Raw genomic sequence first — 22587 nt, forward strand, 5'->3', positions numbered from 1 at the left:
TGTGGCTTACACCGGCGTTACCCTGGCCTCCTTCGCCTCGCGCGTCCCGCGATGAATCAGCGCGTGCAGCAGGATCGCCCCGAAGGTGGCCGTGCCAATCCCGCCCAGCGTAAAGCCGCCCAGCGACAGCGCGAAATCGCCGGCGCCCAGCACCAGGGTCACCGACACCATGATCAAATTGCTGTTTTGACTCAGATCCACCCGGTTTTGCACCCAGATCCGCGCCCCGGCGACGGCAATTAAGCCAAATACCACGATCGAGGCGCCGCCGATCACCGGCCCGGGAATGGTGTGGATTAATGCGCCGAACTTCGGCGAGAAACCCAACAGCATGGCAATCAGCGCCGCGGCGACAAACACCAGCGTTGAGTAGACCTTGGTCACCGCCATGACGCCGATGTTCTCCGCATAGGTGGTGACCCCGCTGCCGCCCACCGAACCGGAGAGCATGGTCGCCAGCCCGTCGCCGACGAAGGCGCGCCCCATGTACGGGTCCATATTGCGCCCGGTCATCCCGGCGACGGCCTTCAGGTGCCCGAGGTTCTCGGCCACCAGGATCACCGCGACCGGCGCAATCAACATCATCGCCTGGCCGTTAAAGGATGGGGTGGTAAAGTGCGGCAGCCCGAACCACGCCGCCTGGGCGAGGGGGGAGAAGTCCAGCGGTTTGCCAAGGCCCAGGCCGTTAGCCAGCAGGGCGTACAGCGCGCAGGCGACGATCAGGCCGACCAGGATCAGCAGTCGCTGCAGCATCCCGCGGGTAAATACCGCCACTATGCCGATGCAGAGTACAGTTAACACCGCCATCCAGCTGTCGAAGGCGCTGGCGGAGACGCTGCGCACGGCAATCGGCGCCAGGTTCAGGCCTATAGCCATCACCACCGCGCCGGTCACCACCGGCGGCATCAGGCGCTCGATCCAGCGGGTGCCGATCTTCATCACCACCAGACCAATCAGGGTGTAGACCAGCCCGCAGGCGATGATCCCGCCAAGGGCGACGCTCAGATGAGGGTTCAGCCCCTGGCCGTTAAAGCCGGTAATGGCGATCACCACCCCGACAAAAGCGGCGCTGGAGCCGAGATAGCTCGGCACCCGTCCGCCGGTGACGACAAAGAACAGCAGGGTGCCGACGCCCGACATCAGAATAGACAGGTTCGGGTCGAGCCCCATCAACAACGGCATCAGCACCGTCGCGCCGAACATCGCAACGGCGTGCTGCACGCCCATCACCAGCGTTTGCCCGGCCGACAAGCGTTCATCGGGGGCGACAACGCCGGATTCGGCGGCAGGAGAGGTCAGCTTCCAGCGAGGAAAATCGAAGAGTGCCATGATGATATCCCGGGTTAAAGGTTAACAAGCGGGTCGCATAAGCGTGTGATAGCCGCGGTCAAACCACATCAGTCCCCGGGGCTCCGGGTGACGGGTAATGGCCACGACGTGACAAAACAGAATGTCGTGCGTCCCGACGCTGACGCGCTGGTCGATGCGGCAGTCAAAGCTGACCAGAGCCGCCTCCAGCCGCGGACAGCCGGTGGCGCCGGTCTGCCAGTCGGCGGCGGCAAAACGCTCGTCCATTGCCGTTTTACCGCCAAACAGCGTCGACAGGGCCTCCTGTCCGGCCGCCAGGGTATTGACGCACAGCGTGTGGTGTTCGCTGAACACCGGCCACACCGAAGCCGAGCGGTTCAGGCAGACCAGCAGGGTCGGCGGCGTGTCGGTAACGCTGCAGACCGCGCTGGCGGTGAACCCCGCCCGGCCCACCGGGCCATCGGTGGTAATAATGTTAACCGCGGCGCCGACGTGGGCCATGGCGTCACGGAAACTCGCTTTGTCCGTTAACTCCATCGTAAACTCCTTATGCCAGCAGGCAGGCTTCATCAAAGGACAGGCGCGGCAGGCGGCCGTACAGCTTGCCGGGGTCGCCATAGCCGATGTTCACCAGCAAGTTGCTTTTCCAGCCGTTGTCGGCAAAAAATGCCGCGTCGACTTTTTCCCGGTCAAAACCGGACATTGGCCCGGTGTCGAGGCCCCGCGCCCGGCAGGCAAAAATCAGATACGCCGCCTGCAGGGAGCTGTTGCGAAACGCGGTCTCTTCCGCCAGCTGCGGGCTGGAGGTAAACCAGCTGCGGGCGTCACCGTGGGGAAACAGGGTCGGCAGCCGGTCGTAGAAGGCGCTATCCCACGCCACGATGGCGGTCACCGGCGCCTGCATGGTTTTCTGCAGATTGCCGCTGGAGAGCGTCGGGCGAAGTTTCTCTTTGCCTTCCGCGCTGCGCACGAACACGATGCGCGCTGGCGAACAGTTGGCGGAAGTCGGCCCCATTTTCATCAGGTCCCAGACGGCCTGCAGCTGCGCATCGCTCACCGGCTTATCCAGCCAGCCGTTGTGGGTCCGGGCCTGGGTAAACAGCGTCTCGCAGGCCGTGTGGTTTATCGCGTCGTTCATCGGGTCTCCCTGGCGACCGGCAGCATAGCGGACAGCCCGTCGCGTAAAATGGTATTAAAGGTATCGGCGTCGGTGACGTTACAGGCATGGCCGCCCCACGGCATTTCCACGAGCTGGCTGCCGGGGATCGCCGTCTGCAGCACGCGGGAGCAGGAGGCGGGGACCAGCAGGTCGTCAGCGGCGCTGATAATCAGCGTCGGGCAGGCGATGGCCGACGCACGGCGTGAAAAATCAGCCTGCTTCAGGGCCTGCAGCCGCTTCAGCAGATTCTCTTTGCCCTGAAAATGGCTGAAGGCAAGCGCATCTTCCGCTTCGAGGCGCGGCAGGCGCGCGGCCATCCATTCCGCCGGGTAGAGAAATAGCGGCTGCGCTTCGACCCACGCCTGCGCGCCGCCGGCATGCAGCAGACGCTCGCGCACCTGGAAGCAGCGGCGGGTATGCGGCGACAGCGACAGCCAGCCGTTGACCAGCGCCAGGGCGCTCACCGCCTCGGGGCGATCGAGCGCCAGCTGCAGGCCAATCAGCGCCCCCAGGGCGTGGCCCACCAGCGCGAAGCGGGCGATCCCCGCCGCCTGCAGAGCGCTGAACAGCTCCCCGGCCATCGTCGCCAGGCTGTAGCCGGCGGGCAGCGGACCGGCGTTCTCCCCGGTCCCGTTATGGTCATAACTCACCAGCTGATACTGTTCCTCCAGCGCCGCGCGCTGCGCCAGCCAGTAGCCGCCGCCCCCGCCCAGACCGGCGCTGAGGACCACCACCGGCGCGCCGGGCCACGGAGCCGGAGCAATATTGAGCCTCATCATGTCGGGGTACCGATATGGGCGACGCTGGCGATTTCCACCAGCGCATCGGGCTTCACCAGTCCGCACTGAATGCAGAAGCGCGCCGGTTTATCGCCGGGGAAGAACTCGGCGTAGACCTCGTTAATCGCGGCGTAATTTGTCCAGTCGGTGATAAAGATGCTGTTGAAAGTCACATCCGCCATACTCCCGCCCGCCGTTTCGATAACGCTCCTGATGGTCTCCAGCACGTGGCGGGTTTGCGCCTTTGGGTCGCCGATGTGCACCACATTGTTTTGCTTATCAAACGGCAGGGTGCCCGAGACGTAGACCACCCCGTCGGCGAGCGTCCCCGGAACAAAGGGGGCAATCGGCGCGGTGGTGCCTGGCGGAATAATCACCTGTTTAGGCATAACGTTTCTCCTTGGCTAAAGCCAGCGGGGCGGCGGGGGACAGCGCGTGGCAGAAGCTCTCAACGTCGCTGACCCAGCCGAAAAAGGTTTCAATATTGAACAGCGCCGCCTGCTGGGCGAAGGCCGGGCCGGCCTGATGGGTGGCATCCTCCAGCACGATGCCGAAGTATTCGAGAAAGAAGCCATCGCGCAGCGTCGATTCGACGCAGACGTTGGTGGCGATCCCGGTGAACACCAGGTGGCGTATGCCGCGGCTGCGCAAAATGCTGTCGAGCGGGGTGTTAAAGAAGCCGCTGTAGCGCGGTTTCGGCAACACGATATCGCCTTCCTGCGGCGTCAGCTCGTCCACCAGCTGATAATCCCAGCCGCCTTTCGCCAGCAGCTTGCCCTGCAGCTCCGGACGCTGACGCATCGTTTTCAGCGCGTTGGATTTGTGATAGTTCGGCGAGCCCGGGCCGCCAGCTTCAACATACTGATCATCCCAGCCATTCTGGAACCAGATAATCAACATACCCGCGGCGCGAGCGGCGGCGACGGCGGTATTAATATTGTCGATAACCGGCCGGGTAGCGGAGACGTCAAAGCCGGCGAGATCCAGATAACCGCCCTGGCTGGCGTAGGCGTTCTGCATATCGACCACAATCAGCGCGCTCTGCTGCGGCGCGAAGGACAGGGATTCCGGGCGAGGCGGGAAGGGTAATCATCAGGCCACCTCACGGGTAACAGAAGCAATGTGGTTCCGGCAGCGCATCAGCGGCTGAATGCGTTCGCCAAAGGCGTCAATGCCGGCAAGAAAATCATCAAAGGTCAGCAGCACGCCGTCGGTGCCGGGCACGCTCGCTACTTCATCAAGCATACGGGCGACGCTGGCATACGATCCGACCAGGGTGCCCATGTTAATGTTGACCGCCGAGGTGGGGTCGGCCATCTGGCGCACGTTGGTATCGCTGCCGGAGCGGGTATCTTTCTGACTCTGCTCGGTGAGCCACGCCAGCGCTTCTTCATCGGCGCCCGCTTTGTAATGTTCCCATTTGGCGCGCGCCGCCTCGTCGGTTTCGTCGGCGATCACCATGAACAGCACATAGGACCCCACGTCGCGGCCGGTTTTTTCCGCCGCCTGCATCATGCGTGCGGCGGTCGGGGCAAAGGCCGTTGGCGTGTTGACCCCTTTGCCAAAGCAAAAGTTGTAGTCCGCATGCTGGGCGGAGAAGGCCATCCCGGCATCGCTCTGCCCGGCGCAGATCACCTTCATCGGCTGCGACGGGCGCGGGCTGACACGGCAGTCGTTCATGGTGAAGTAGTCGCCTTTGAAATCGCTGCGCCCGGTGCCCCACAGGTCACGGAGCACCTGGACGTATTCGGTGAGATAGTCATAGCGGCTGGCGAAATAGTCATCTCCCGGCCACATGCCCATCTGGTCATATTCCGGTTTTTGCCAGCCGGTTACCAGATTGACGCCAAACCGGCCGCCGGAGATGGAGTCGATAGTGGAGGCCATCCGGGCGACAATCGCCGGCGGCAGCGTCAGGGTGGCGGCGGTGGCGTAGATCTGGATCTTCGAGGTCACCGCGGCCAGGCCGGCCATCAGGGTGAAGGACTCCAGGTTGTGATCCCAGAATTCAGTTTTCCCGCCGAAGCCGCGCAGTTTGATCATGGAGAGCGCGAAGTCGAAATGGTAGTGCTCGGCCTTCTGCACGATGGCCTTATTCAGTTCAAAGGTCGGCATATACTGCGGGGCATGGGTGGAGATCAGCCAGCCGTTGTTGCCAATGGGAACGAAAACACCAATTTTCATACCTACCTCTCTGCAGTCATGGAAGATGGGTTGCGATGGTGCGGCATCCTGCCTCTCCCTGGACCACCTCGCAGAAAAGGTAAAGCAAAGGCGATGCCAGTTTTATAAATGCTAATGTTATTAATGTGTTACTTTTGAGTTGCTAAAAAGGACGATAAAAAAGTGGACTGGATGGTCAAAATCAGTGCACGAAAAAACGGCAGTCATGCGCAATCAGGGTGCATGGGGTCGTGTCGGCGCAGGGCTTTTGCTATGCTGGTGGCGTCAACTGAAGGAGAGGATGTATGGCACAGGGCGCGGTGAAGAAAAGCGGCAAACGTTCACAAGCGGTCAGCGCCAAAAAGGAGGCCATCCTGGCCGCCGCGCTGGAGGCATTTTCGCAATTTGGTATTCACGGTACGCGGCTGGAGCAGGTGGCTGAGCGCGCCGGGGTATCGAAAACCAATCTGCTCTATTACTACCCTTCGAAAGAGGCGCTGTATGTGGCTGTCCTGCAGCAGATCCTCGCCATCTGGCTGGCGCCGCTGAAGGCCTTTCGTGAGGATATCAGCCCGCTGGTGGCGATCCGCGAATATATTCGCCTGAAGCTGGAGGTGTCCCGCGATCACCCCCAGGCCTCGAAGCTCTTCTGCCTTGAGATGCTGCAGGGGGCGCCGCTGCTGATGGGCGAACTGACCGGGGATCTGAAAGCGCTGGTCGACGAAAAATCGGCGATAGTCTCCGGCTGGATCGACCGCGGCAAGCTGGCGCCGGTCGATCCACAGCATTTAATCTTTATGATCTGGGCTACCACCCAGCATTACGCCGACTTCGCCACCCAGGTGGAGGCGGTCACCGGCGCCACGCTGCAGGATGCGGCCTTTTTTGAACAAACGGTCGATAATGTCCAGCGGATGATTATCGAAGGCATTCGCGTCCGTTAATTGGCGGGCGGCAGCGGGCAGCTTTGATCGCCATCCTCGCACTGTAGCAGCGAGGCGAGGAAAGACTCCCGCTCCACGCTCTTATCGGTCATGCACTGGCTGACCAGCATTGGCTGCATGCTGCCGCCTTCGGCGCCGGACGCGAGAAAGGCGCAGTCGGCGTCGCGTAAGGCGATCCATGCCTGCTGCGCCTGCTTCAGTAATGTTTGTTGTTTACCCACCGCCCGCTGCAGGGCCTGCTGCCATGTGTCGTTCAGTTTTTTATCGGCCGCCTGATACTGCGCAGCCGCGCACTGATTCATTTCGGTTTGGGTGTTGGCGCTGCTGCACTCGTCCGCCAGCGCCGCGCCGCTGGCCAGCAGGGCCATCACGGCAAATAACGTGCGTTTCATTGTTCTGCTCCCATAAAAAAGGCTCCCGTCCGGGAGCCTTAATTAAACACAGCTGACGTCGGCTGTCATTAGCTGATCGCAGCGCAGACTGATTGCCCGGATGGCGGCGCACCGCACCTTATCCGGGCTACCCTTTGGCGGTGGTAGGTAGCCCCGGTAAGCGTAGCGCCACCGGGGAGCCCGTTTTAGCCGATGGTCATCAGGCTGGCGTTACCGCCTGCCGCCGCGGTGTTAACGCTCAGCGAACGCTCGATATACAGCCGCTCCAGCAGCAGATTGGTTTCGCCGCGGGCGAAGCCCTGCACGGAGACAATCGCCCCATCGCGCGCCGCCACCTGCTCGCACAGCTCGCGCAGCTGGTCGGAATCGCCGTGGTAGATAACCGCGTCGAAGGCCTGGCCCGGCAACTGCTCCGCTTTGGCAAAGCGAATGCGCTCGCTGATCTCCCGCGGCAGTTTCTTCGCCAGATCGCGCTGCAGGGCGCTGTCCGGCCACAGTACTTCACAACCCACCGCCAGCACAGCCGCCAGCTGGATCAGCGCATCCTGTTCGTTATCCGCTACGCACAGCACGCGCTCGCGCGGCATCAGCGTCAGGGTGTTGCGCTCGCCGGTTGGCCCCGGCAGCAGGCGTTGAGTGCCGCTTTGCGCCTGCTCGCTGTACTGCTGGCACAGCGCCTGCAGCTCAGGACGGCCCGCGGCCCACTGCTGCAGCGCCTGCAGCGGTTTTTCCAGCAGCGTTTTCAGCTGGGCGTCCAGCGGACGCTCCGCATCCTGGCGGGCGAAGGTCACGCCAACCGCGTCCTGCGGACGGCTGGAGAGTAGACGGTACAGATACAGCGGACCGCCGGCTTTCGGACCGGTACCGGACAACCCTTCGCCGCCGAACGGCTGAACGCCGACCACCGCGCCAACCATATTGCGGTTGACGTACAGGTTGCCCACCTTGGCGCTGCCGGTGACCTGGGCGATGGTTTCGTCGATACGGGTATGCACGCCGAGGGTCAGGCCGTAGCCAGAGGCGTTAATCTGCTCGACCAGTTTGTCCAGCTCGTTACGGTTATAGCGCACCACGTGCAGTACCGGGCCGAAGACCTCTTTTTTCAGCTCGTCGAAGCTGTCGAGCTCGATAAGCGTCGGCGGCACGAAGGTCCCGTGACGCCATTCGCGGGCGTCTTCGCTATTCTCACGCACCGCCTGGTAGACGGTGCGGCCTTTGGCGCGCATCGCCTGAATATGGCGTTCGATATTCTCTTTCGCTTCCGCATCGATAACCGGACCGATATCGGTGGTCAGGCGCCCCGGATTGCCCATCCGGCACTCGCTCATGGCGCCGCGCAGCATGGTTAAGGTGTGATCGGCGACCTCTTCCTGCAGGCAAAGCACGCGCAGGGCGGAGCAGCGCTGGCCAGCGCTGTCGAACGCGGAAGCCAGCACGTCGATCACTACCTGCTCGGTGAGCGCCGACGAATCGACGATCATCGCGTTCATCCCGCCGGTTTCGGCGATCAGCGGCGTCGGGCGGCCCTGGGGATCGAGGCGGCTGGCGATATTGCGCTGCAGCAGGGTGGCCACTTCGGTGGAGCCGGTGAACATCACGCCGCGTACGCGCTCATCGGAGGTTAGCGCGGCGCCCACGGTCTCCCCGCGACCCGGCAGCAGTTGAATAACGCCCGGCGGCACGCCGGCTTCCAGTAGAATCGCCACGCCCTGGGCGGCGATAAGCGGCGTCTGCTCGGCAGGTTTCGCCAGCACGCTGTTGCCGGCCGCCAGCGCGGCGGCAATCTGGCCGGTGAAGATCGCCAGCGGGAAGTTCCAGGGGCTGATACAGACCACCGGACCCAGCGGGCGGTGAGTTTCATTATCGAAATCGTCGCGCACCTGGCCGGCGTAATAGTGCAGGAAGTCAACGGCTTCGCGCACTTCAGCGATGGCGTTGCTGAAGGTTTTACCCGCCTCGCGCACCAGGATCCCCATCAGGGTCGGCATCTGGCTTTCCATCAGCACCGCGGCGCGCTCAAGAATGGCGGCGCGCTCCTGCGGCGGAGTGGCGAACCAGATCGGCGCATTGTTGATAGCGCTGGTCAGCGCCTGCTGCACTTCAGCGTCGCTGGCTTCGCGGACGTAGCCGACGATATCTTTCGGCTCTGCCGGGTTAACCACCGGCTGCATCTCGCCTTCGGCCACCGGCTGCTCCAGCATCGGCAATGCCTGCCATTTATGCAGCGCGCTGTTGAGCAGGGAAGAGGAGAGGGAGGCCAGACGGTGCTCGTTCGCCAGATCGAGACCGGCGGAGTTGCTCCGGCCGCTGCCGTAGAGATCGCGCGGCAGCGGGATTTTCGGATGCGGCAGGCCGGCCTGGCCTTCCTGCTGCGCCAGTTTTTCTACCGCGCTGACCGGGTCGGCCACCAGCTCGTCCAGCGGCAGGGTATTGTCCGCGATACGGTTGACGAAAGAGGTATTGGCGCCGTTCTCCAGCAGACGACGCACCAGATACGCCAGCAGCGTCTCGTGGGTGCCCACCGGGGCGTAGATCCGGCACGGACGGTTCAGTTTGCCGTCGGCGACCTTGCCCACCACCTGCTCGTACAGCGGTTCGCCCATGCCGTGCAGGCACTGGAACTCATACTGGCCCGGGTAGTAGTTCTGGCCCGCCAGCTGGTAGATAGCCGCCAGAGTATGAACGTTATGGGTGGCGAACTGCGGGTAAATCAGGTTCGGCACCGCCAGCAGCTTCTTAGCGCAGGCGAGGTAGGAGACATCGGTGTAAACCTTGCGGGTGTATACCGGATAGCCTTCGAGACCTTCCATCTGCGCGCGTTTAATTTCGCTATCCCAGTAGGCGCCTTTCACCAGACGGATCATCAGGCGACGGCGGCTGCGGGTGGCGAGGTCAATCAGGTAATCAATGACAAACGGACAGCGCTTCTGGTAGGCCTGAATCACGAAGCCAATCCCGTTCCAGCCGGCCAGTTCCGGCTCGAAGCACAGTTTTTCCAGCAGGTCGAGGGAGATCTCCAGACGGTCGGCCTCTTCGGCGTCAATATTGATGCCGATGTCATACTGGCGCGCCAGCAGGGTCAGCGATTTCAGCCGCGGGTAAAGCTCTTCCATCACCCGGTCATACTGCGCGCGGCTGTAGCGCGGGTGCAGCGCGGAGAGCTTAATGGAGATACCCGGACCTTCATAAATGCCGCGGCCGTTGGAGGCTTTGCCGATGGCATGGATCGCCTGCTGATAAGAGACCATATAGGCCTGGGCGTCAGCGGCGGTCAGGGCGGCTTCGCCGAGCATATCGTAGGAGTAGCGGAACCCTTTTTCTTCCAGCTTGCGGGCGTTGGCCAGCGCTTCGGCGATGGTTTCCCCGGTGACGAACTGCTCGCCCATCAGGCGCATCGCCATATCCACGCCTTTGCGGATCAGCGGTTCGCCGCTCTTGCCGATGATGCGGTTCAGGGAGCGGGAGAGGCTGGTCTCGTTATGGGTCGACACCAGTTTTCCGGTGAACAGCAGCCCCCAGGTGGCGGCGTTGACGAACAGCGACGGGCTGCGGCCGATGTGCGACTGCCAGTTGCCGTTGCTGATTTTGTCGCGGATCAGCGCATCGCGGGTGGCTTTATCCGGAATACGCAGCAGGGCTTCCGCCAGGCACATCAGCGCCACCCCTTCCTGTGAAGAGAGGGAGAACTCCTGCAGCAGGCTCTGCACCATGCCGGCGCGGCCGCTGGCGGTTTTCTGGTTGCGCAGTTTTTCCGCCAGCTGATACGCCAGCTTGTGCGCCTGTTCGCCCAGCGGCTGCGGCAGACGGGCCTGCTCCAGCAGCATCGGTACCGCGTCGGTTTCCGGACGTCGCCAGGCGGCGGTGATCGCCGCGCGGCTCACCGACTGCGGCAGGATCTGCTCGGCGAATTCGAGGAACGGCTGATAGGGCTCTTCCGTTGGTTCGCTGGCGTCATCGCTTTCGTTGGCGGCCCCGGAGAGCAGGGCCGGCAGCTCAGGCAGCGTCTCGTCGTTCTCCAGTTTTTCCAGATAATTAAAGATGGCCTGCTTAATCAGCCAGTGCGGCGTGCGGTCAATACGGCTCGCGGCGGATTTAATGCGCTCGCGGGTTGCGTCGTCAAGCTTAACACCCATGGTGGTGGTGCCCATGCTCAAAACTCCTGTCATTTATCGTTAGGCTTATGCGGTTGCATGGAAATATCCACTATGTTGCAACTTTGTGCAACCTTCTTAATTGTGGCTTGTGACGGAAGCCGTGAAATGGCTAATTTGTTAAAAATAACCCCTAAAATAGCAGAAATTTAACCCCGGGCTCATAGGGTATTTGTATGCGTGAGTTAACACTTTTGTTTGGTGCAACCTTTAAAAACGTGAGAGAGTGCAACCTCTAACAAATTGACGTTTTGCGCCGTCGGTTTTTCGTGTAAATGCTGTGTTAAATCGTTTGTGAAAAACCGAAGCTTCCGTCAGGATACGGTCGCCCAATTAAACAATGCGCCATTACCCCGTTCCGGTAGTGGAAAAAAACGACGAAGTTGGACGCTGTCGATAAAAATTCTGGAGACTTTGCATGGCTATTAGCACACCGATGCTGGTGACATTTATTGTTTATATTTTTGGTATGGTATTGATAGGGTTTATTGCCTGGCGTTCGACCAAAAACTTCGATGATTATATTCTCGGGGGAAGGAGTCTGGGGCCATTTGTGACCGCGCTTTCCGCAGGGGCGTCGGATATGAGCGGCTGGCTGCTGATGGGCCTGCCAGGGGCGATTTTCCTCTCCGGGATTTCCGAAAGCTGGATCGCCATTGGCTTAACGCTGGGGGCGTGGATTAACTGGAAGCTGGTGGCCGGTCGCCTGCGCGTGCATACCGAGGTGAATAATAACGCCCTGACGCTGCCCGATTATTTTACCGGCCGTTTTGAAGATAAAAGCCGGGTGCTGAGAATTATTTCGGCGCTGGTTATTCTGCTGTTCTTTACCATCTATTGCGCTTCAGGAATTGTCGCGGGGGCGCGTCTGTTTGAAAGCACCTTCGGCATGAGTTATGAAACCGCACTGTGGGCCGGGGCGGCGGCGACGATTATCTATACCTTCGTCGGCGGCTTCCTCGCGGTTAGCTGGACCGATACCGTGCAGGCCAGCCTGATGATTTTCGCGCTGATCCTCACCCCGGTGATCGTGATTATTTCCGTCGGCGGCTTTGGCGATTCGCTGGAAGTGATTAAGCAGAAGAGCATCGAAAATATCGACATGCTGAAAGGGCTGAACTTCGTTGCGATTATCTCGCTGATGGGCTGGGGGCTGGGTTATTTCGGTCAGCCGCATATTCTGGCGCGCTTTATGGCGGCGGATTCGCACCACAGCATCGTTCACGCACGTCGCATTAGTATGACCTGGATGATCCTGTGCCTCGGCGGGGCGGTGGCCGTCGGCTTCTTTGGCATCGCCTACTTCAATAACAACCCGAGCCTGGCGGGCGCGGTTAACCAGAACGCCGAGCGCGTGTTTATCGAACTGGCGCAAATCCTGTTTAACCCGTGGATTGCCGGGATCCTGCTGTCGGCGATTCTGGCGGCGGTGATGTCCACCCTGAGCTGTCAGCTGCTGGTCTGCTCGAGCGCAATTACCGAAGACCTGTATAAAGCCTTCCTGCGTAAAAACGCCGGTCAGAAAGAGCTGGTGTGGGTGGGCCGTATGATGGTGCTGGTGGTTGCCCTGGTGGCCATTGCCCTGGCGGCCAATCCGGAAAACCGCGTGCTGGGTCTGGTGAGCTACGCCTGGGCTGGCTTCGGCGCCGCCTTTGGCCCGGTGGTCCTGTTCTCGGTAATGTGGTCGCGCATGACCCGTAACGGCGCGCTGGCCGGGATGGTGATTGGCGCCCTGACCGTGATCGTCTGGAAGCAGTTTGGCTGGCTGGGCCTGTATGAAATTATTCCGGGCTTCGTCTTCGGCAGCATCGGGATTGTGGTCTTTAGCCTGCTGGATAAAGCGCCGTCGGCCAGCATGCAGCAGCGCTTTGCCGAAGCGGATGCCCACTACCATACGCCGCCGCCGGTACGCGCCACGGCTGAGTAAGATCATCTGATGCTCACGAGCCCGCCGCTGGCGGGCTTTTTATTGCCTGGTGCCGTGCCGGAATATTATAACCCTTGCTAATTATCTGAAAATCCGCTGATATTTCCTGACTAATAACAATGAGGATAGCAAAGATGACGTTCAGACAGGGTGCAATGGCGCTGGTGCTGGCAGGGTTACTCAGCGGCTGCGTGGCGGGTGGAAGTTCATCGACCAGCGCGCCGAAGCCCGGCGTCTGCCCGGCGGATAAGTCCATGGTGCAAACCACGCTTTACTTCGGTCTGAGCCGCCCGGCGGGGAAAGACATCATCGCTGAAGAGTGGCAACAGTTTGTCGACCGTGACGTCACGCCGCGCTTTCGCGACGGGCTGACGGTGTTTGATGCCCACGGCCAGTGGCTTGGCCAGAATGGTCAGGTGGTGCGGGAGCAGAGCAAGGCGCTGATGGTGATCCATGGGCATGACGCGCAGAGCGAGGCGGGTATTGAGGCTCTGCGCCAGGGCTATAAATCACGCTTCGCGCAGGAGTCGGTGATGCGTGTCGACCAGCCGGTCTGCGTGCAGTTCTGAGTAAACGGCGGGGGCAGCCCCGCCGTTTGTTTTACAGCACCAGCCCGGCGAAGCTGGCGGAAAGCAGGCTCACCAGCGTGGCGCTATACACCAGCCGCAGGCCGAAGCGGGAGACGATATTGCCCTGCGGTTCATTCAGGCCTTTGATCGCCCCGGCGATAATGCCGATCGAGGCAAAGTTGGCAAACGAAACCAGGAATACCGAGAGAATGCCGAGCCCGCGAGGGGTCATGCTGGCGGCAATCTTTTGCAGCTCAATCATCGCCACAAATTCGTTAGCGACCAGTTTGGTGGCCATGATGCTGCCGGCGTTTAGCGCATCGCTCAGCGGGATGCCGATAAGCCACGCCAGCGGATAAAAGACGTAGCCGAGGATCTGCTGGAAGCTGAGACCAAACAGGGTGGCGAATAGCGCGTTAATGGCGCTGATCAGGGCGATAAAACCGATCAGCATCGCCAGAATAATCATCGCCACTTTAAAGCCGGCCAGAATATATTCCCCGAGCATTTCAAAGAAACTCTGCGATTCATGCAGCTTCTCGAGTTTTATTTCCTGCTCGCTGCCCGGCCGCGTCGGGTTAATTACCGACAGCACGATAAAGGTGCTGAACATATTGAGGATCAGCGCTGCGACGACATATTTGGCGTCCAGCATGGTCATATAGGCGCCGACAATCGACAGCGATACGGTCGACATGGCCGTCGCCGCCATAGTGAACAGTCGCCGTGAGGAGAGGTCGCCCAGTACGCCCTTGTAGGCAATGAAGTTCTCCGATTGACCGAGGATCAGCGAGCTGACGGCGTTGAAAGATTCCAGCTTACCCATGCCGTTTACTTTCGACAGCAGGGTGCCAATCACGCGAATAAAAATCGGCAGGATCCGCCAGTGCTGGAGAATACCAATCAGCGCGGAAATAAACACAATCGGACACAGGACGCCCAAGAAAATAAAGGCTAAGCCTTTTTCGCTCATGCCGCCAAAGACGAAATTGGTCCCTTCGGCGGCAAAGCCTAACAGCGAAGCAAAAAAGCCGGAAATATTTTTTACCAGCCACAGGCCGCTTTCGGCGTGCAGGAAAAAGAAAGCGAGCGCTATTTCGATAATAATCAACTGGAGAATATAACGAATACGATTTTTTTGTCTGTCGTAGCTGACAAGCCAGGCCAGGGCGAGGATCACCGCCAGCGCCAGCAGGAAATGAAAAAATGCAGTCATGTTGTTCTTTTCGCAAGTCAATAAGGCCGCCATTTAGCCATAGCCGCTACGGCGGGTAAATATCTGGCGTAAAAAATCCTTTGCTTATTCTTTCCCTTCATAACAGGCAAATATTTTCATAAGTCATTATTTGTCAGCGATTTATTTACAACTGATCATCATTCTCTGCACATTTCGCTTGTGTTTCTGAGCATTGTAATGATAATCACTATCATAAATATTACCTGTTTTTGCATTCGTTGACGGTGCTTTACATTTAAGGGTATTGGCATGTTTGTCCCATTTCTCATTATGTTACGCGAAGGCCTGGAGGCGGCGCTGATTGTCAGCCTGATCGCCAGCTATCTGAAACGCACCCAGCGCGGCAACTGGATTGGCGTGATGTGGATTGGCGTGATGTGGATTGGCGTGATCCTCGCGGCGGCGCTATGTCTTGGCTTAGGCATCTTTATCAACGAAACCACCGGTGAATTTCCTCAGCGTGAACAGGAGCTGTTCGAAGGGATCGTCGCGGTCATTGCGGTGGTGATCCTGACGTGGATGGTCTTCTGGATGCGCAATGTCTCACGCAACGTCAAGCAGCAGCTGGAGCAGGCCGTGGACAAGGCGCTGCAGCGCGGTAATCACCACGGCTGGGCGCTAGTGATGATGGTCTTTTTCGCGGTCGCCCGTGAGGGGCTGGAGTCGGTCTTCTTTCTGCTGGCGGCCTTCCAGCAGGATGTCGGCATCTGGCCGCCGCTGGGGGCGCTGCTGGGTCTGGCCACCGCTATCGTGCTGGGCTTCCTGATCTACTGGGGCGGTATCCGCCTTAACCTTGGCGTGTTCTTCAAATGGACCAGCCTGTTTATTCTGCTGGTGGCTGCTGGCCTGGCCGCGGGGGCGATCCGCGCCTTCCACGAGGCGGGCCTGTGGAACCTGTTCCAGGATACCGCCTTCGATCTGAGCAACGTGCTGTCGACGCATACGCTGTTCGGCACGCTGCTGGAAGGGATCTTCGGTTATCAGGAGACGCCGAGCGTCAGCGAAGTGGCTGTCTATCTGCTTTATCTGATCCCGGCGCTGGTGCTGTTTGCCCTGCCGCCGCGGAATAATACCACTGCCTCGCGGGCTGCCTGATCGGGCGCTGCGAGCTTATAAGCGACACTCTACTTACCGAAAGGGATGATCATGATGATTCATTTTCGCCGTAATGCGCTGCGGGTGACCGTGGCCGCGCTGCTCAGCTCTGCATTCGGTGCTCAGGCTGCGGATATCCCGCAGGTCAAAGTCACCGTCAACGACAAGCAGTGCGAGCCGATGCAGGTGACCGTTAACGCGGGTAAAACCCAGTTTATTATTCAGAACCACAGCCAGAAAGCGCTGGAGTGGGAGATTCTGAAAGGGGTGATGGTGGTGGAAGAGCGCGAAAACATCGCTCCGGGCTTTACTCAGAAGCTCACCGCGAACCTGCAGCCGGGCGAATATGACATGACCTGTGGCCTGCTCACCAACCCGAAAGGCAAACTGATCGTCACCGGCGCCGCCACCAAAGACGCGGCGAAAGCGGATGCGGTGCTGAGCCTCGGCGACGCGATCACCGCCTATAAAGCCTATGTGACGGCGGAAACCGCGCAGCTGGTTAGCGGCACCAAAGCCTTTACCGACGCGGTGAAAGCCGGCGATATCGAAAAAGCGAAAGCGCTGTACGCCCCGACGCGTCAGCATTACGAGCGCATCGAGCCCATTGCCGAGCTGTTCTCTGACCTTGACGGCAGCATCGACGCCCGCGAAGACGACTTCGAGAAAAAAGCGGAAGATCCGAAATTTACCGGTTTCCACCGTCTGGAAAAAGCGCTGTTTGGCGATAACAGCGTCAAGGGGATGGAAAAATATGCCGATCAGCTGAACAGCGATGTGCTGGAGCTGCAAAAGCGTATCAGCGAGCTGGCGTTCCCGCCGTCAAAAGTCGTGGGCGGCGCGGCAGGATTAATTGAGGAAGTCGCGGCCAGCAAGATCAGCGGTGAAGAAGATCGCTACAGCCATACCGATCTGTGGGACTTCCAGGCCAACATTGACGGCGCGCAGAAAATTGTCGACCTGCTGCGCCCGCAGCTGCAAAAAGAGAACAGCGCGCTGCTGGCGAAAGTGGACGCCAACTTTAAGAAAGTGGACAGCATCCTCAGCAAATATCGCACCAAAGACGGTTTCGAGACCTACGATAAGCTGACCACCGCCGACCGTAATGCGCTGAAAGGGCCGATCACCACCCTGGCGGAAGATCTGGCTCAGCTGCGCGGGATCCTGGGGCTGGACTAAGTCGATGGCACAGCAGAAACCCCACGACGTGAACGAGCCGTCACGTCGTCGCTTACTGAAAGGGATCGGCGCGCTTGGCGGCGCGCTGGCCATCACCGGCGGCTGCCCGGTAGCGCATGCGGCAAAAGCGGAGAGTTCCCCGGGGACGCTCACACCCGACGCGCGCCAGGAAAAGCAGCCATTCTATGGCCGGCATCAGGCGGGCATTCTGACGCCGCAGCAGGCTTCGATGATGCTGGTGGCCTTCGATGTGCTGGCGGCTGATAAAGCCGACCTCGAGCGGCTGTTTCGACTGCTGACCCAGCGTATCGCCTTTTTAACCCAGGGCGGCCCGGCGCCGGACACGCCGAATCCGCGGCTGCCGCCGATGGATTCCGGCATCCTGGGGCCGTGGATTGCGCCAGATAACCTGACCATCACCGTCTCGGTCGGCCATTCGCTATTTGATGAGCGCTTTGGCCTGGCGGATAAAGCACCGAAAAAGCTGCAGCCGATGACCCGCTTCCCCAACGATTCGCTGGATGCCGCGCTGTGCCATGGCGACCTGCTGCTGCAGATCTGCGCCAATACTCAGGATACGGTGATCCACGCCCTGCGTGATGTCATCAAACATACGCCGGATCTGCTGAGCGTGCGCTGGAAGCGGGAAGGGTTTATCTCCGACAGCGCGGCGCGCAGCAAAGGCAAAGAGACCCCCATCAACCTGTTGGGGTTTAAGGACGGCACCGCTAACCCGGCGAGCCACGACAGCGCGTTGATGGATAAGGTAGTGTGGGTGACAGCCGATCAGGACGAGCCGGCCTGGACCGTGGGCGGCAGCTATCAGGCGGCGCGAATTATCCAGTTTCACGTGGAGTTCTGGGATCGGACGCCGCTCAAGGAGCAGCAGACGATCTTTGGTCGCGACAAGCACACCGGTGCGCCGCTGGGGATGAAAAACGAACACGATACCCCGGATTACAGTAAAGATCCTAACGGCGAAGTCATTGCGCTGGATAGCCATATTCGTCTGGCCAATCCCCGCACGCCGGAAACCCAGTCCAGCCTGATGATGCGCCGCGGCTACAGCTATTCGCTGGGGGTTACTAACGCCGGACAACTGGATATGGGGCTGTTATTCGTTTGCTATCAGCACGATCTGGAAAAGGGTTTTCTGACGGTGCAGAAACGGCTTAACGGCGAGGCGCTGGAGGAGTATGTCAAACCGATCGGCGGGGGCTACTTCTTTGTTTTACCCGGCGTAGTTGATGAAAAACACTATCTGGGAGAGTCGCTGCTGCAGGCCTGATACCGACCCTGCCCGTAAGGGCAGGGCGTTTTCTGCTGTTTTTCTCATTTTTCTTATATTTCCTGCCATGTGTTATATTTCTGTAATACAAATGACCGATAGTCTCCTACACTTGCTTAAGAACTATTTGTTGCGTCATTGTGAAAAATAAGTTGCATTAAGAATCTTTTTTGATGTACTTATTACATACGCGGTAGTTCCCGGCAGTGTGACGTTTCACTATGGAGATCGCGAATGGTAAGGTCCCGTACCGGACAACGTAAAACCTCAGACCGTACTCTTCAGCACGGAAGCCCCGCTTCCGGCAGCGATTTTCTTACTCTTTCTCTCTCCGCTTCGCATTATTACAACCTTGGCAGGGTACGCGGTGCGCGTAGCCGCGACTCGTTGTCAGTTCTACCGGCAAGCAATGGCTTACAAGGAAGCCAAACCTCAATCGTTCGTGCGCATAGTCGCGTCGATGTTGACGCGTGTGATGTAAACCAACAACGCAAGGTGCTATCCATGGGAAGACAAAAAGCAGTGATCAAAGCTCGTCGTGAAGCAAAACGTGTGCTGAGACGGGATTCACGCAGCCATAAGCAGCGTGAAGAAGAATCGGTCACATCGCTTGTGCAAATGAGTGGCGTAGAAGCAATTGGCATGGCGCGGGACAGCCGTGATACTTCCCCAATTGAGGCGCGCAATGAGGCTCAGGCGCATTATTTGAATGCCATCGACAATAAGCAGCTGATTTTCGCTACCGGCGAAGCTGGATGCGGCAAGACCTGGATCAGTGCGGCGAAGGCAGCTGAAGCCCTGATCCATAAGGATGTGGACAGAATTATTGTTACCCGTCCCGTTCTGCAGGCCGACGAAGATCTCGGCTTCTTACCGGGAGATATCGCCGAGAAGTTCGCTCCCTATTTCCGACCGGTTTACGATGTGCTGGTGAAAAGGCTGGGGGCTTCCTTTATGCAGTACTGCCTGCGTCCGGAAATCGGCAAGGTGGAAATCGCGCCGTTCGCCTATATGCGCGGACGTACCTTTGAAAATGCGGTGGTGATTCTGGACGAGGCCCAGAACGTGACCGCAGCGCAAATGAAGATGTTTTTAACCCGCCTCGGGGAGAACGTGACGGTCATCGTCAATGGCGATATCACCCAGTGCGACTTGCCCTCTGGCGTGAGATCTGGCCTGAGCGATGCGCTGGCGCGTTTTGAGGAAGACGAGATGATCGGCATCGTGCGTTTCACCACCGATGACTGCGTGCGCTCGGCCCTCTGCCAGCGGACGCTGAAAGCCTATTATTAATCGTCATACTGTGAGTAAGGCCCGGGCTAGCCCGGGCTTTGTTGTTTTGATCCTTGCGACAGTCTGAAGTGCGGATACAATTTCTGTTTTGAGGGATCCATCGCTGTATGTGATAGAATTTCTTCTCTGTAATACAAGAATATCTGCTTTGCTATACATAAGCGCCTTTCTAATAATTTCTTTCGTCTTACGCCGTTTTACTCATTTAATTGTATGGATACTTGTAAGGGAAGCATAATGGTCGTACATGGGAAAGCTATCAAGTTATTAATTACTATTTTGATGGTGGGGTTGTCATCCGCTGCTTATAGTAAAGATTATCAGGCAGGGAAAAACTTCACTGTTATTCATTCTACTGTTAAGCAACCGCCGCCACTGGTTGAGTTTTTTTCCTTCTACTGCGGACCTTGTTATGCGTTTGCAGAGCGCATCAATGTTGATACAGCTATCAGAAAGCGCCTGCCCGACGATATGAAACTGGAAAAATACCATGTCAGCCAGATGGGGCCTTTAGGACCAGCATTAACAGAAGCATGGGCCGTAGCACAATATGCTGGGGTAGATGGCAAGGTGGAAAAGTTATTGTTTGAGGGTTTACAGGTTAAGCGTGATATTAAAACGGCAGCTGATATTGTTAAGGTGTTTAATCAACTTGGCATTACGTCAGAGAAATATGCCGAAATGCAAAGTAACTTTATGGTAAAAGCTTTAATTGCCAGACAGGATAATCTGGTCGAAAAAATGAAAGTGCATGGTACGCCTTCTTTTTATGTTTCAGGAAAAAATCATATTAACAATGCATCACTCGCGCAAGATGACTATGATACCTATGCAGAGGATATGGCTAATCTGGTTTTATTTTTGCTTAACAAGCCCCTGTAACACGAAGTGAGAAAGTATCATTAGGTTTGTCTTTTTCGTTCTGTCCGGGTGGCGTTGCCACTCGTCGAACCCTGGTCGGGGGTTCTCATCCCCCCCGGCGGGTGCCACATGCGAAAAAAAAGCCCGTACTTGCGTACGAGCTCTTCTTAAAATATGGCGGTGAGGGGGGATTGACTCGCTTCGCTCGCCGTTACTCGGCCCATCCCTGGGCCTCGCCCCTGCGGGGCCAACGCAGGCGTTGTTCAAAAACGCTCCCGGCGTTTTTGTCGGGGCAGCCCGCTCGCAGGCTCGCGGTCTGTCCAACTGGCGTTGCCAGTTGTCGAACCCCGGTCGGGGTTCTCATCCCCCCCGGTGGGTGCCACATGCGAAAAAAAAAGCCCGTACTTGCGTACGAGCTCTTCTTAAAATATGGCGGTGAGGGGGGGATTCGAACCCCCGATACGTTGCCGTATACACACTTTCCAGGCGTGCTCCTTCAGCCACTCGGACACCTCACCATATTGTCTTGCTGCTCACCTTGGGTGGGCAACGGGGCGCTACTATAGGGAGTTGCGTTAAAACGGTCAAGCATATTTTCTTCTTTCTTTGCCGTTCGCTCACGCAATGAACAATGCCCCGCTGCGGCTCAGCGGGGCGGGCGTTTTAGCGCTGGGAATCCAGCTGTTCGTTATTCTTCACGACGTCCTGCGCTTTGCTGTAGCTTTCGATCAGCAGCTGGTAGGCCGGGAAGACTTTGGTGTACACCTCCGCCCATTCTGCGGCGTCCGGGCGATTCCAGGTGCGCTGCAGCTCAGAGGCGACGGCGGCGGTATCCATTGGCACTACGCCGGCCTGTACCACGCGAGCCAGGGTGATCTCCTGCGCCATTTTGCTGTAGGTGCCGGAAGCGTCAATCACGGCAAACACTTTATAACCGTCGGCGACAGCGGCGATAGCCGGGAAGGCCATGCAGACGCTGGTGATGGTCCCGGCGATAATCAGCGTTTTACGGCCGGTCGCTTTCACCGCGGCGACGAATTCCGGGTTATCCCAGGCGTTAATCTCACCTTTACGGGCGATGTATTTCGCATGCGGCGCGTTTTCATGAATCTCCGGGATCAGCGGACCGTTCGGCCCCTGCGGCACGGAGGCGGTCGTGATCACCGGGATCCCGGCAAGCGACGCCATCTTGGCCAGCGCGGCGGCGCGAGCGCGCAGCTCTGGCATCGGCATATCGCCGACGGTCTGGAACAGACCGCTCTGATGGTCAATCAACAGCATTGCGGTATCGTTAACATCAATCACCGGACGAGCACCGTTAAAGTTAGCGGGAGTAGACATAGTATTCACCTCAATCAGTTAGATTTGGCCAAAGCGGCCGCTGTTAAAATCGCGTACAGCTTCTGCGATCTGCGTTTTGTTATTCATGACAAACGGGCCATAGCCCACAATCGGCTCCTGTAGCGGTTCTCCGGCCATCAGCAGAACTTTTGCCGGGGCGGTCGCCTCCAGATGCACTGCGTCACCTGCCTGGCTCAGGACGGCCAGCTGGCCTTCGCGAGCAGATTCGGAACCGTTAATGATCACTTCCCCTTCCAGCACCACCAGCGCGGTACTCCAGCCCTCCGGTTGGCGCAGCGTGAGGTCGTGCCCCTGATTCAGCTGCAGATCCCACACGTTAAGCGGTGAGAAGGTATGGGCCGGGCCGCTGACGTCGTCATACTGGCCGGCAATAACCCGAACCTGTCCGGCGCCGTTCGCCAGCGCCACGGTGGGGATCGTCCCGGCGGTAATACTCTGGTAGCCGGGGGCCGCCATTTTGTCTTTCGCGGGCAGGTTGACCCACAGCTGGATCATCTTCAGCTCGCCGCCGCTGCGGGTGAAGGCCTCCGAGTGGAACTCTTCGTGCAGGATCCCGGCACCCGCCGTCATCCACTGCACGTCGCCTGGACCAATCACCCCGCCGCGTCCGGTGGAGTCACGATGCTCTACTTCACCGGCGTAGACGATGGTGACGGTTTCAAATCCGCGATGCGGATGCTCACCGACGCCGCGTTTTTCGCTGCCCGCCGGGAAGGTGTACGGCCCGGCATAGTCGAGCAGTAAGAAGGGGCTCAGCTGCTGGCCGTGCGTCTGATAGGAAAACATCGAGCGAACCGGGAAGCCGTCGCCTACCCAATGCTGCGCAGGCGCGGTGTAGACTCCTGTGATCTGTTTCATGGCTTTCTCCTGTGTATCGGTA

Annotated in this window: 19 protein-coding genes, 1 tRNA gene and 1 pseudogene; 8 read left to right on the forward strand and 13 right to left on the reverse strand. The window is 58.9% G+C overall.

All coding sequences use genetic code 11. The features are described from left to right. Positions 1–6: 6 nt before the first annotated feature. The 7 genes and pseudogenes from rutG to rutA form a co-directional block, all read right to left on the reverse strand. Positions 7–1329, reverse strand: a complete 1323-nt coding sequence (gene rutG / locus DR88_RS17395; protein ID WP_004147883.1) for a pyrimidine utilization transport protein G — start codon at positions 1327–1329, stop codon at positions 7–9. 21 nt (positions 1330–1350) lie between these two features. After that, complete coding sequence (gene rutF / locus DR88_RS17390) at positions 1351–1845, reverse strand: NADH-dependent FMN reductase RutF (protein ID WP_025860824.1); 495 nt, start codon at positions 1843–1845, stop codon at positions 1351–1353. Positions 1846–1855: 10 nt separating this feature from the next. Beyond that, positions 1856–2446 carry a malonic semialdehyde reductase gene (locus DR88_RS17385; protein WP_004141442.1) on the reverse strand — a complete coding sequence of 197 codons (591 nt, stop codon included), beginning with the start codon at positions 2444–2446 and terminating at the stop codon, positions 1856–1858. Beyond that, entirely contained in the window at positions 2443–3246 is an 804-nt protein-coding gene (rutD, locus tag DR88_RS17380) for a pyrimidine utilization protein D (protein WP_025860827.1), read from the reverse strand. Before rutD ends, DR88_RS17385 begins: the two co-directional genes overlap by 4 nt. Then, positions 3243–3635 (reverse strand): pyrimidine utilization protein C, encoded by a 393-nt coding sequence (rutC, locus tag DR88_RS17375; protein WP_002898877.1) that lies wholly within the window; start codon positions 3633–3635, stop codon positions 3243–3245. The genes rutD and rutC overlap by 4 nt, the downstream gene beginning before the upstream one ends. Beyond that, a pseudogene (rutB, locus tag DR88_RS17370) lies at positions 3628–4339 on the reverse strand (pyrimidine utilization protein B). The gene rutC and the pseudogene rutB overlap by 8 nt, the downstream one beginning before the upstream one ends. Continuing rightward, a complete protein-coding gene (rutA, locus tag DR88_RS17365) occupies positions 4339–5430 on the reverse strand; it encodes a pyrimidine utilization protein A (RefSeq protein ID WP_004179293.1) in 1092 nt (363 codons plus the stop codon). Before rutA ends, rutB begins: the two are co-directional and overlap by 1 nt. A 284-nt stretch (positions 5431–5714) precedes the next feature. On the opposite strand from rutA, the gene rutR reads away from it, so the two are divergent. Next, positions 5715–6353, forward strand: a complete 639-nt coding sequence (gene rutR / locus DR88_RS17360; RefSeq protein WP_002898883.1) for an HTH-type transcriptional regulator RutR — start codon at positions 5715–5717, stop codon at positions 6351–6353. Here rutR and DR88_RS17355 read toward each other — a convergent pair. Further along, positions 6350–6745, reverse strand: coding sequence for a lysozyme inhibitor LprI family protein (locus DR88_RS17355; protein WP_002898886.1), 396 nt, complete (start codon positions 6743–6745; stop codon positions 6350–6352). The genes rutR and DR88_RS17355 overlap by 4 nt on opposite strands. Before the next feature lie 185 nt (positions 6746–6930). Then, positions 6931–10893 carry a trifunctional transcriptional regulator/proline dehydrogenase/L-glutamate gamma-semialdehyde dehydrogenase gene (gene putA, locus DR88_RS17350; RefSeq protein WP_025860832.1) on the reverse strand — a complete coding sequence of 1321 codons (3963 nt, stop codon included), beginning with the start codon at positions 10891–10893 and terminating at the stop codon, positions 6931–6933. A gap of 421 nt (positions 10894–11314) precedes the next feature. On the opposite strand from putA, the gene putP reads away from it, so the two are divergent. Both putP and DR88_RS17340 read left to right on the forward strand, forming a co-directional pair. Then, a complete protein-coding gene (gene putP / locus DR88_RS17345) occupies positions 11315–12823 on the forward strand; it encodes a sodium/proline symporter PutP (protein WP_004147889.1) in 1509 nt (502 codons plus the stop codon). A 134-nt stretch (positions 12824–12957) separates the two neighbouring features. Further along, a complete protein-coding gene (locus DR88_RS17340; protein ID WP_025860834.1) occupies positions 12958–13392 on the forward strand; it encodes a DUF3574 domain-containing protein in 435 nt (144 codons plus the stop codon). 31 nt (positions 13393–13423) lie between these two features. Here DR88_RS17340 and DR88_RS17335 read toward each other — a convergent pair whose 3' ends face one another. Further along, positions 13424–14608 (reverse strand): NupC/NupG family nucleoside CNT transporter, encoded by a 1185-nt coding sequence (locus DR88_RS17335; protein ID WP_032443829.1) that lies wholly within the window; start codon positions 14606–14608, stop codon positions 13424–13426. Positions 14609–14878: 270 nt separating this feature from the next. Between DR88_RS17335 and efeU the strand changes: the two genes are divergently transcribed. From efeU to DR88_RS17310, 5 genes are all read left to right on the forward strand, one after another. Further along, entirely contained in the window at positions 14879–15724 is an 846-nt protein-coding gene (gene efeU / locus DR88_RS17330) for an iron uptake transporter permease EfeU (protein ID WP_032443830.1), read from the forward strand. Between the two features lie 51 nt (positions 15725–15775). Further along, complete coding sequence (efeO, locus tag DR88_RS17325; RefSeq protein ID WP_004157740.1) at positions 15776–16903, forward strand: iron uptake system protein EfeO; 1128 nt, start codon at positions 15776–15778, stop codon at positions 16901–16903. A gap of 4 nt (positions 16904–16907) precedes the next feature. Further along, complete coding sequence (efeB, locus tag DR88_RS17320; protein WP_004147893.1) at positions 16908–18191, forward strand: iron uptake transporter deferrochelatase/peroxidase subunit; 1284 nt, start codon at positions 16908–16910, stop codon at positions 18189–18191. Between the two features lie 504 nt (positions 18192–18695). Then, complete coding sequence (gene phoH, locus DR88_RS17315) at positions 18696–19484, forward strand: phosphate starvation-inducible protein PhoH (protein WP_002898923.1); 789 nt, start codon at positions 18696–18698, stop codon at positions 19482–19484. A 237-nt stretch (positions 19485–19721) separates the two neighbouring features. Then, positions 19722–20366 (forward strand): DsbA family protein, encoded by a 645-nt coding sequence (locus DR88_RS17310; protein WP_025860838.1) that lies wholly within the window; start codon positions 19722–19724, stop codon positions 20364–20366. Positions 20367–20775: 409 nt separating this feature from the next. Here the strand turns inward: DR88_RS17310 and DR88_RS17305 are convergent. The 3 genes from DR88_RS17305 to DR88_RS17295 all read right to left on the reverse strand — a co-directional run bounded on the left by DR88_RS17305 (position 20776) and on the right by DR88_RS17295 (position 22565). Then, positions 20776–20863, reverse strand: a tRNA-Ser gene (locus DR88_RS17305). Positions 20864–21008: 145 nt separating this feature from the next. Continuing rightward, positions 21009–21686 carry an isochorismatase family protein gene (locus DR88_RS17300; RefSeq protein ID WP_002898927.1) on the reverse strand — a complete coding sequence of 226 codons (678 nt, stop codon included), beginning with the start codon at positions 21684–21686 and terminating at the stop codon, positions 21009–21011. A gap of 18 nt (positions 21687–21704) precedes the next feature. Then, positions 21705–22565, reverse strand: coding sequence for a pirin family protein (locus DR88_RS17295; RefSeq protein WP_004176599.1), 861 nt, complete (start codon positions 22563–22565; stop codon positions 21705–21707). Positions 22566–22587 lie beyond the last annotated feature (22 nt).

The sequence above is a fragment of the Klebsiella pneumoniae genome (assembly GCF_000742135.1).
GTDB classification, from domain to species: domain Bacteria; phylum Pseudomonadota; class Gammaproteobacteria; order Enterobacterales; family Enterobacteriaceae; genus Klebsiella; species Klebsiella pneumoniae.

Bases quoted from the DNA above. Each gene is read 5' to 3' on its own strand.
- rutG (WP_004147883.1), bottom strand. From the start codon at position 1,329: ATGGCACTCTTCGATTTTCCTCGCTGGAAGCTGACCTCTCCTGCCGCC.
- rutF (WP_025860824.1), bottom strand. From the start codon at position 1,845: ATGGAGTTAACGGACAAAGCGAGTTTCCGTGACGCCATGGCCCACGTC.
- DR88_RS17385 (WP_004141442.1), bottom strand. From the start codon at position 2,446: ATGAACGACGCGATAAACCACACGGCCTGCGAGACGCTGTTTACCCAG.
- rutD (WP_025860827.1), bottom strand. From the start codon at position 3,246: ATGATGAGGCTCAATATTGCTCCGGCTCCGTGGCCCGGCGCGCCGGTG.
- rutC (WP_002898877.1), bottom strand. From the start codon at position 3,635: ATGCCTAAACAGGTGATTATTCCGCCAGGCACCACCGCGCCGATTGCC.
- rutA (WP_004179293.1), bottom strand. From the start codon at position 5,430: ATGAAAATTGGTGTTTTCGTTCCCATTGGCAACAACGGCTGGCTGATC.
- rutR (WP_002898883.1), top strand. From the start codon at position 5,715: ATGGCACAGGGCGCGGTGAAGAAAAGCGGCAAACGTTCACAAGCGGTC.
- DR88_RS17355 (WP_002898886.1), bottom strand. From the start codon at position 6,745: ATGAAACGCACGTTATTTGCCGTGATGGCCCTGCTGGCCAGCGGCGCG.
- putA (WP_025860832.1), bottom strand. From the start codon at position 10,893: ATGGGCACCACCACCATGGGTGTTAAGCTTGACGACGCAACCCGCGAG.
- putP (WP_004147889.1), top strand. From the start codon at position 11,315: ATGGCTATTAGCACACCGATGCTGGTGACATTTATTGTTTATATTTTT.
- DR88_RS17340 (WP_025860834.1), top strand. From the start codon at position 12,958: ATGACGTTCAGACAGGGTGCAATGGCGCTGGTGCTGGCAGGGTTACTC.
- DR88_RS17335 (WP_032443829.1), bottom strand. From the start codon at position 14,608: ATGACTGCATTTTTTCATTTCCTGCTGGCGCTGGCGGTGATCCTCGCC.
- efeU (WP_032443830.1), top strand. From the start codon at position 14,879: ATGTTTGTCCCATTTCTCATTATGTTACGCGAAGGCCTGGAGGCGGCG.
- efeO (WP_004157740.1), top strand. From the start codon at position 15,776: ATGATGATTCATTTTCGCCGTAATGCGCTGCGGGTGACCGTGGCCGCG.
- efeB (WP_004147893.1), top strand. From the start codon at position 16,908: ATGGCACAGCAGAAACCCCACGACGTGAACGAGCCGTCACGTCGTCGC.
- phoH (WP_002898923.1), top strand. From the start codon at position 18,696: ATGGGAAGACAAAAAGCAGTGATCAAAGCTCGTCGTGAAGCAAAACGT.
- DR88_RS17310 (WP_025860838.1), top strand. From the start codon at position 19,722: ATGGTCGTACATGGGAAAGCTATCAAGTTATTAATTACTATTTTGATG.
- DR88_RS17300 (WP_002898927.1), bottom strand. From the start codon at position 21,686: ATGTCTACTCCCGCTAACTTTAACGGTGCTCGTCCGGTGATTGATGTT.
- DR88_RS17295 (WP_004176599.1), bottom strand. From the start codon at position 22,565: ATGAAACAGATCACAGGAGTCTACACCGCGCCTGCGCAGCATTGGGTA.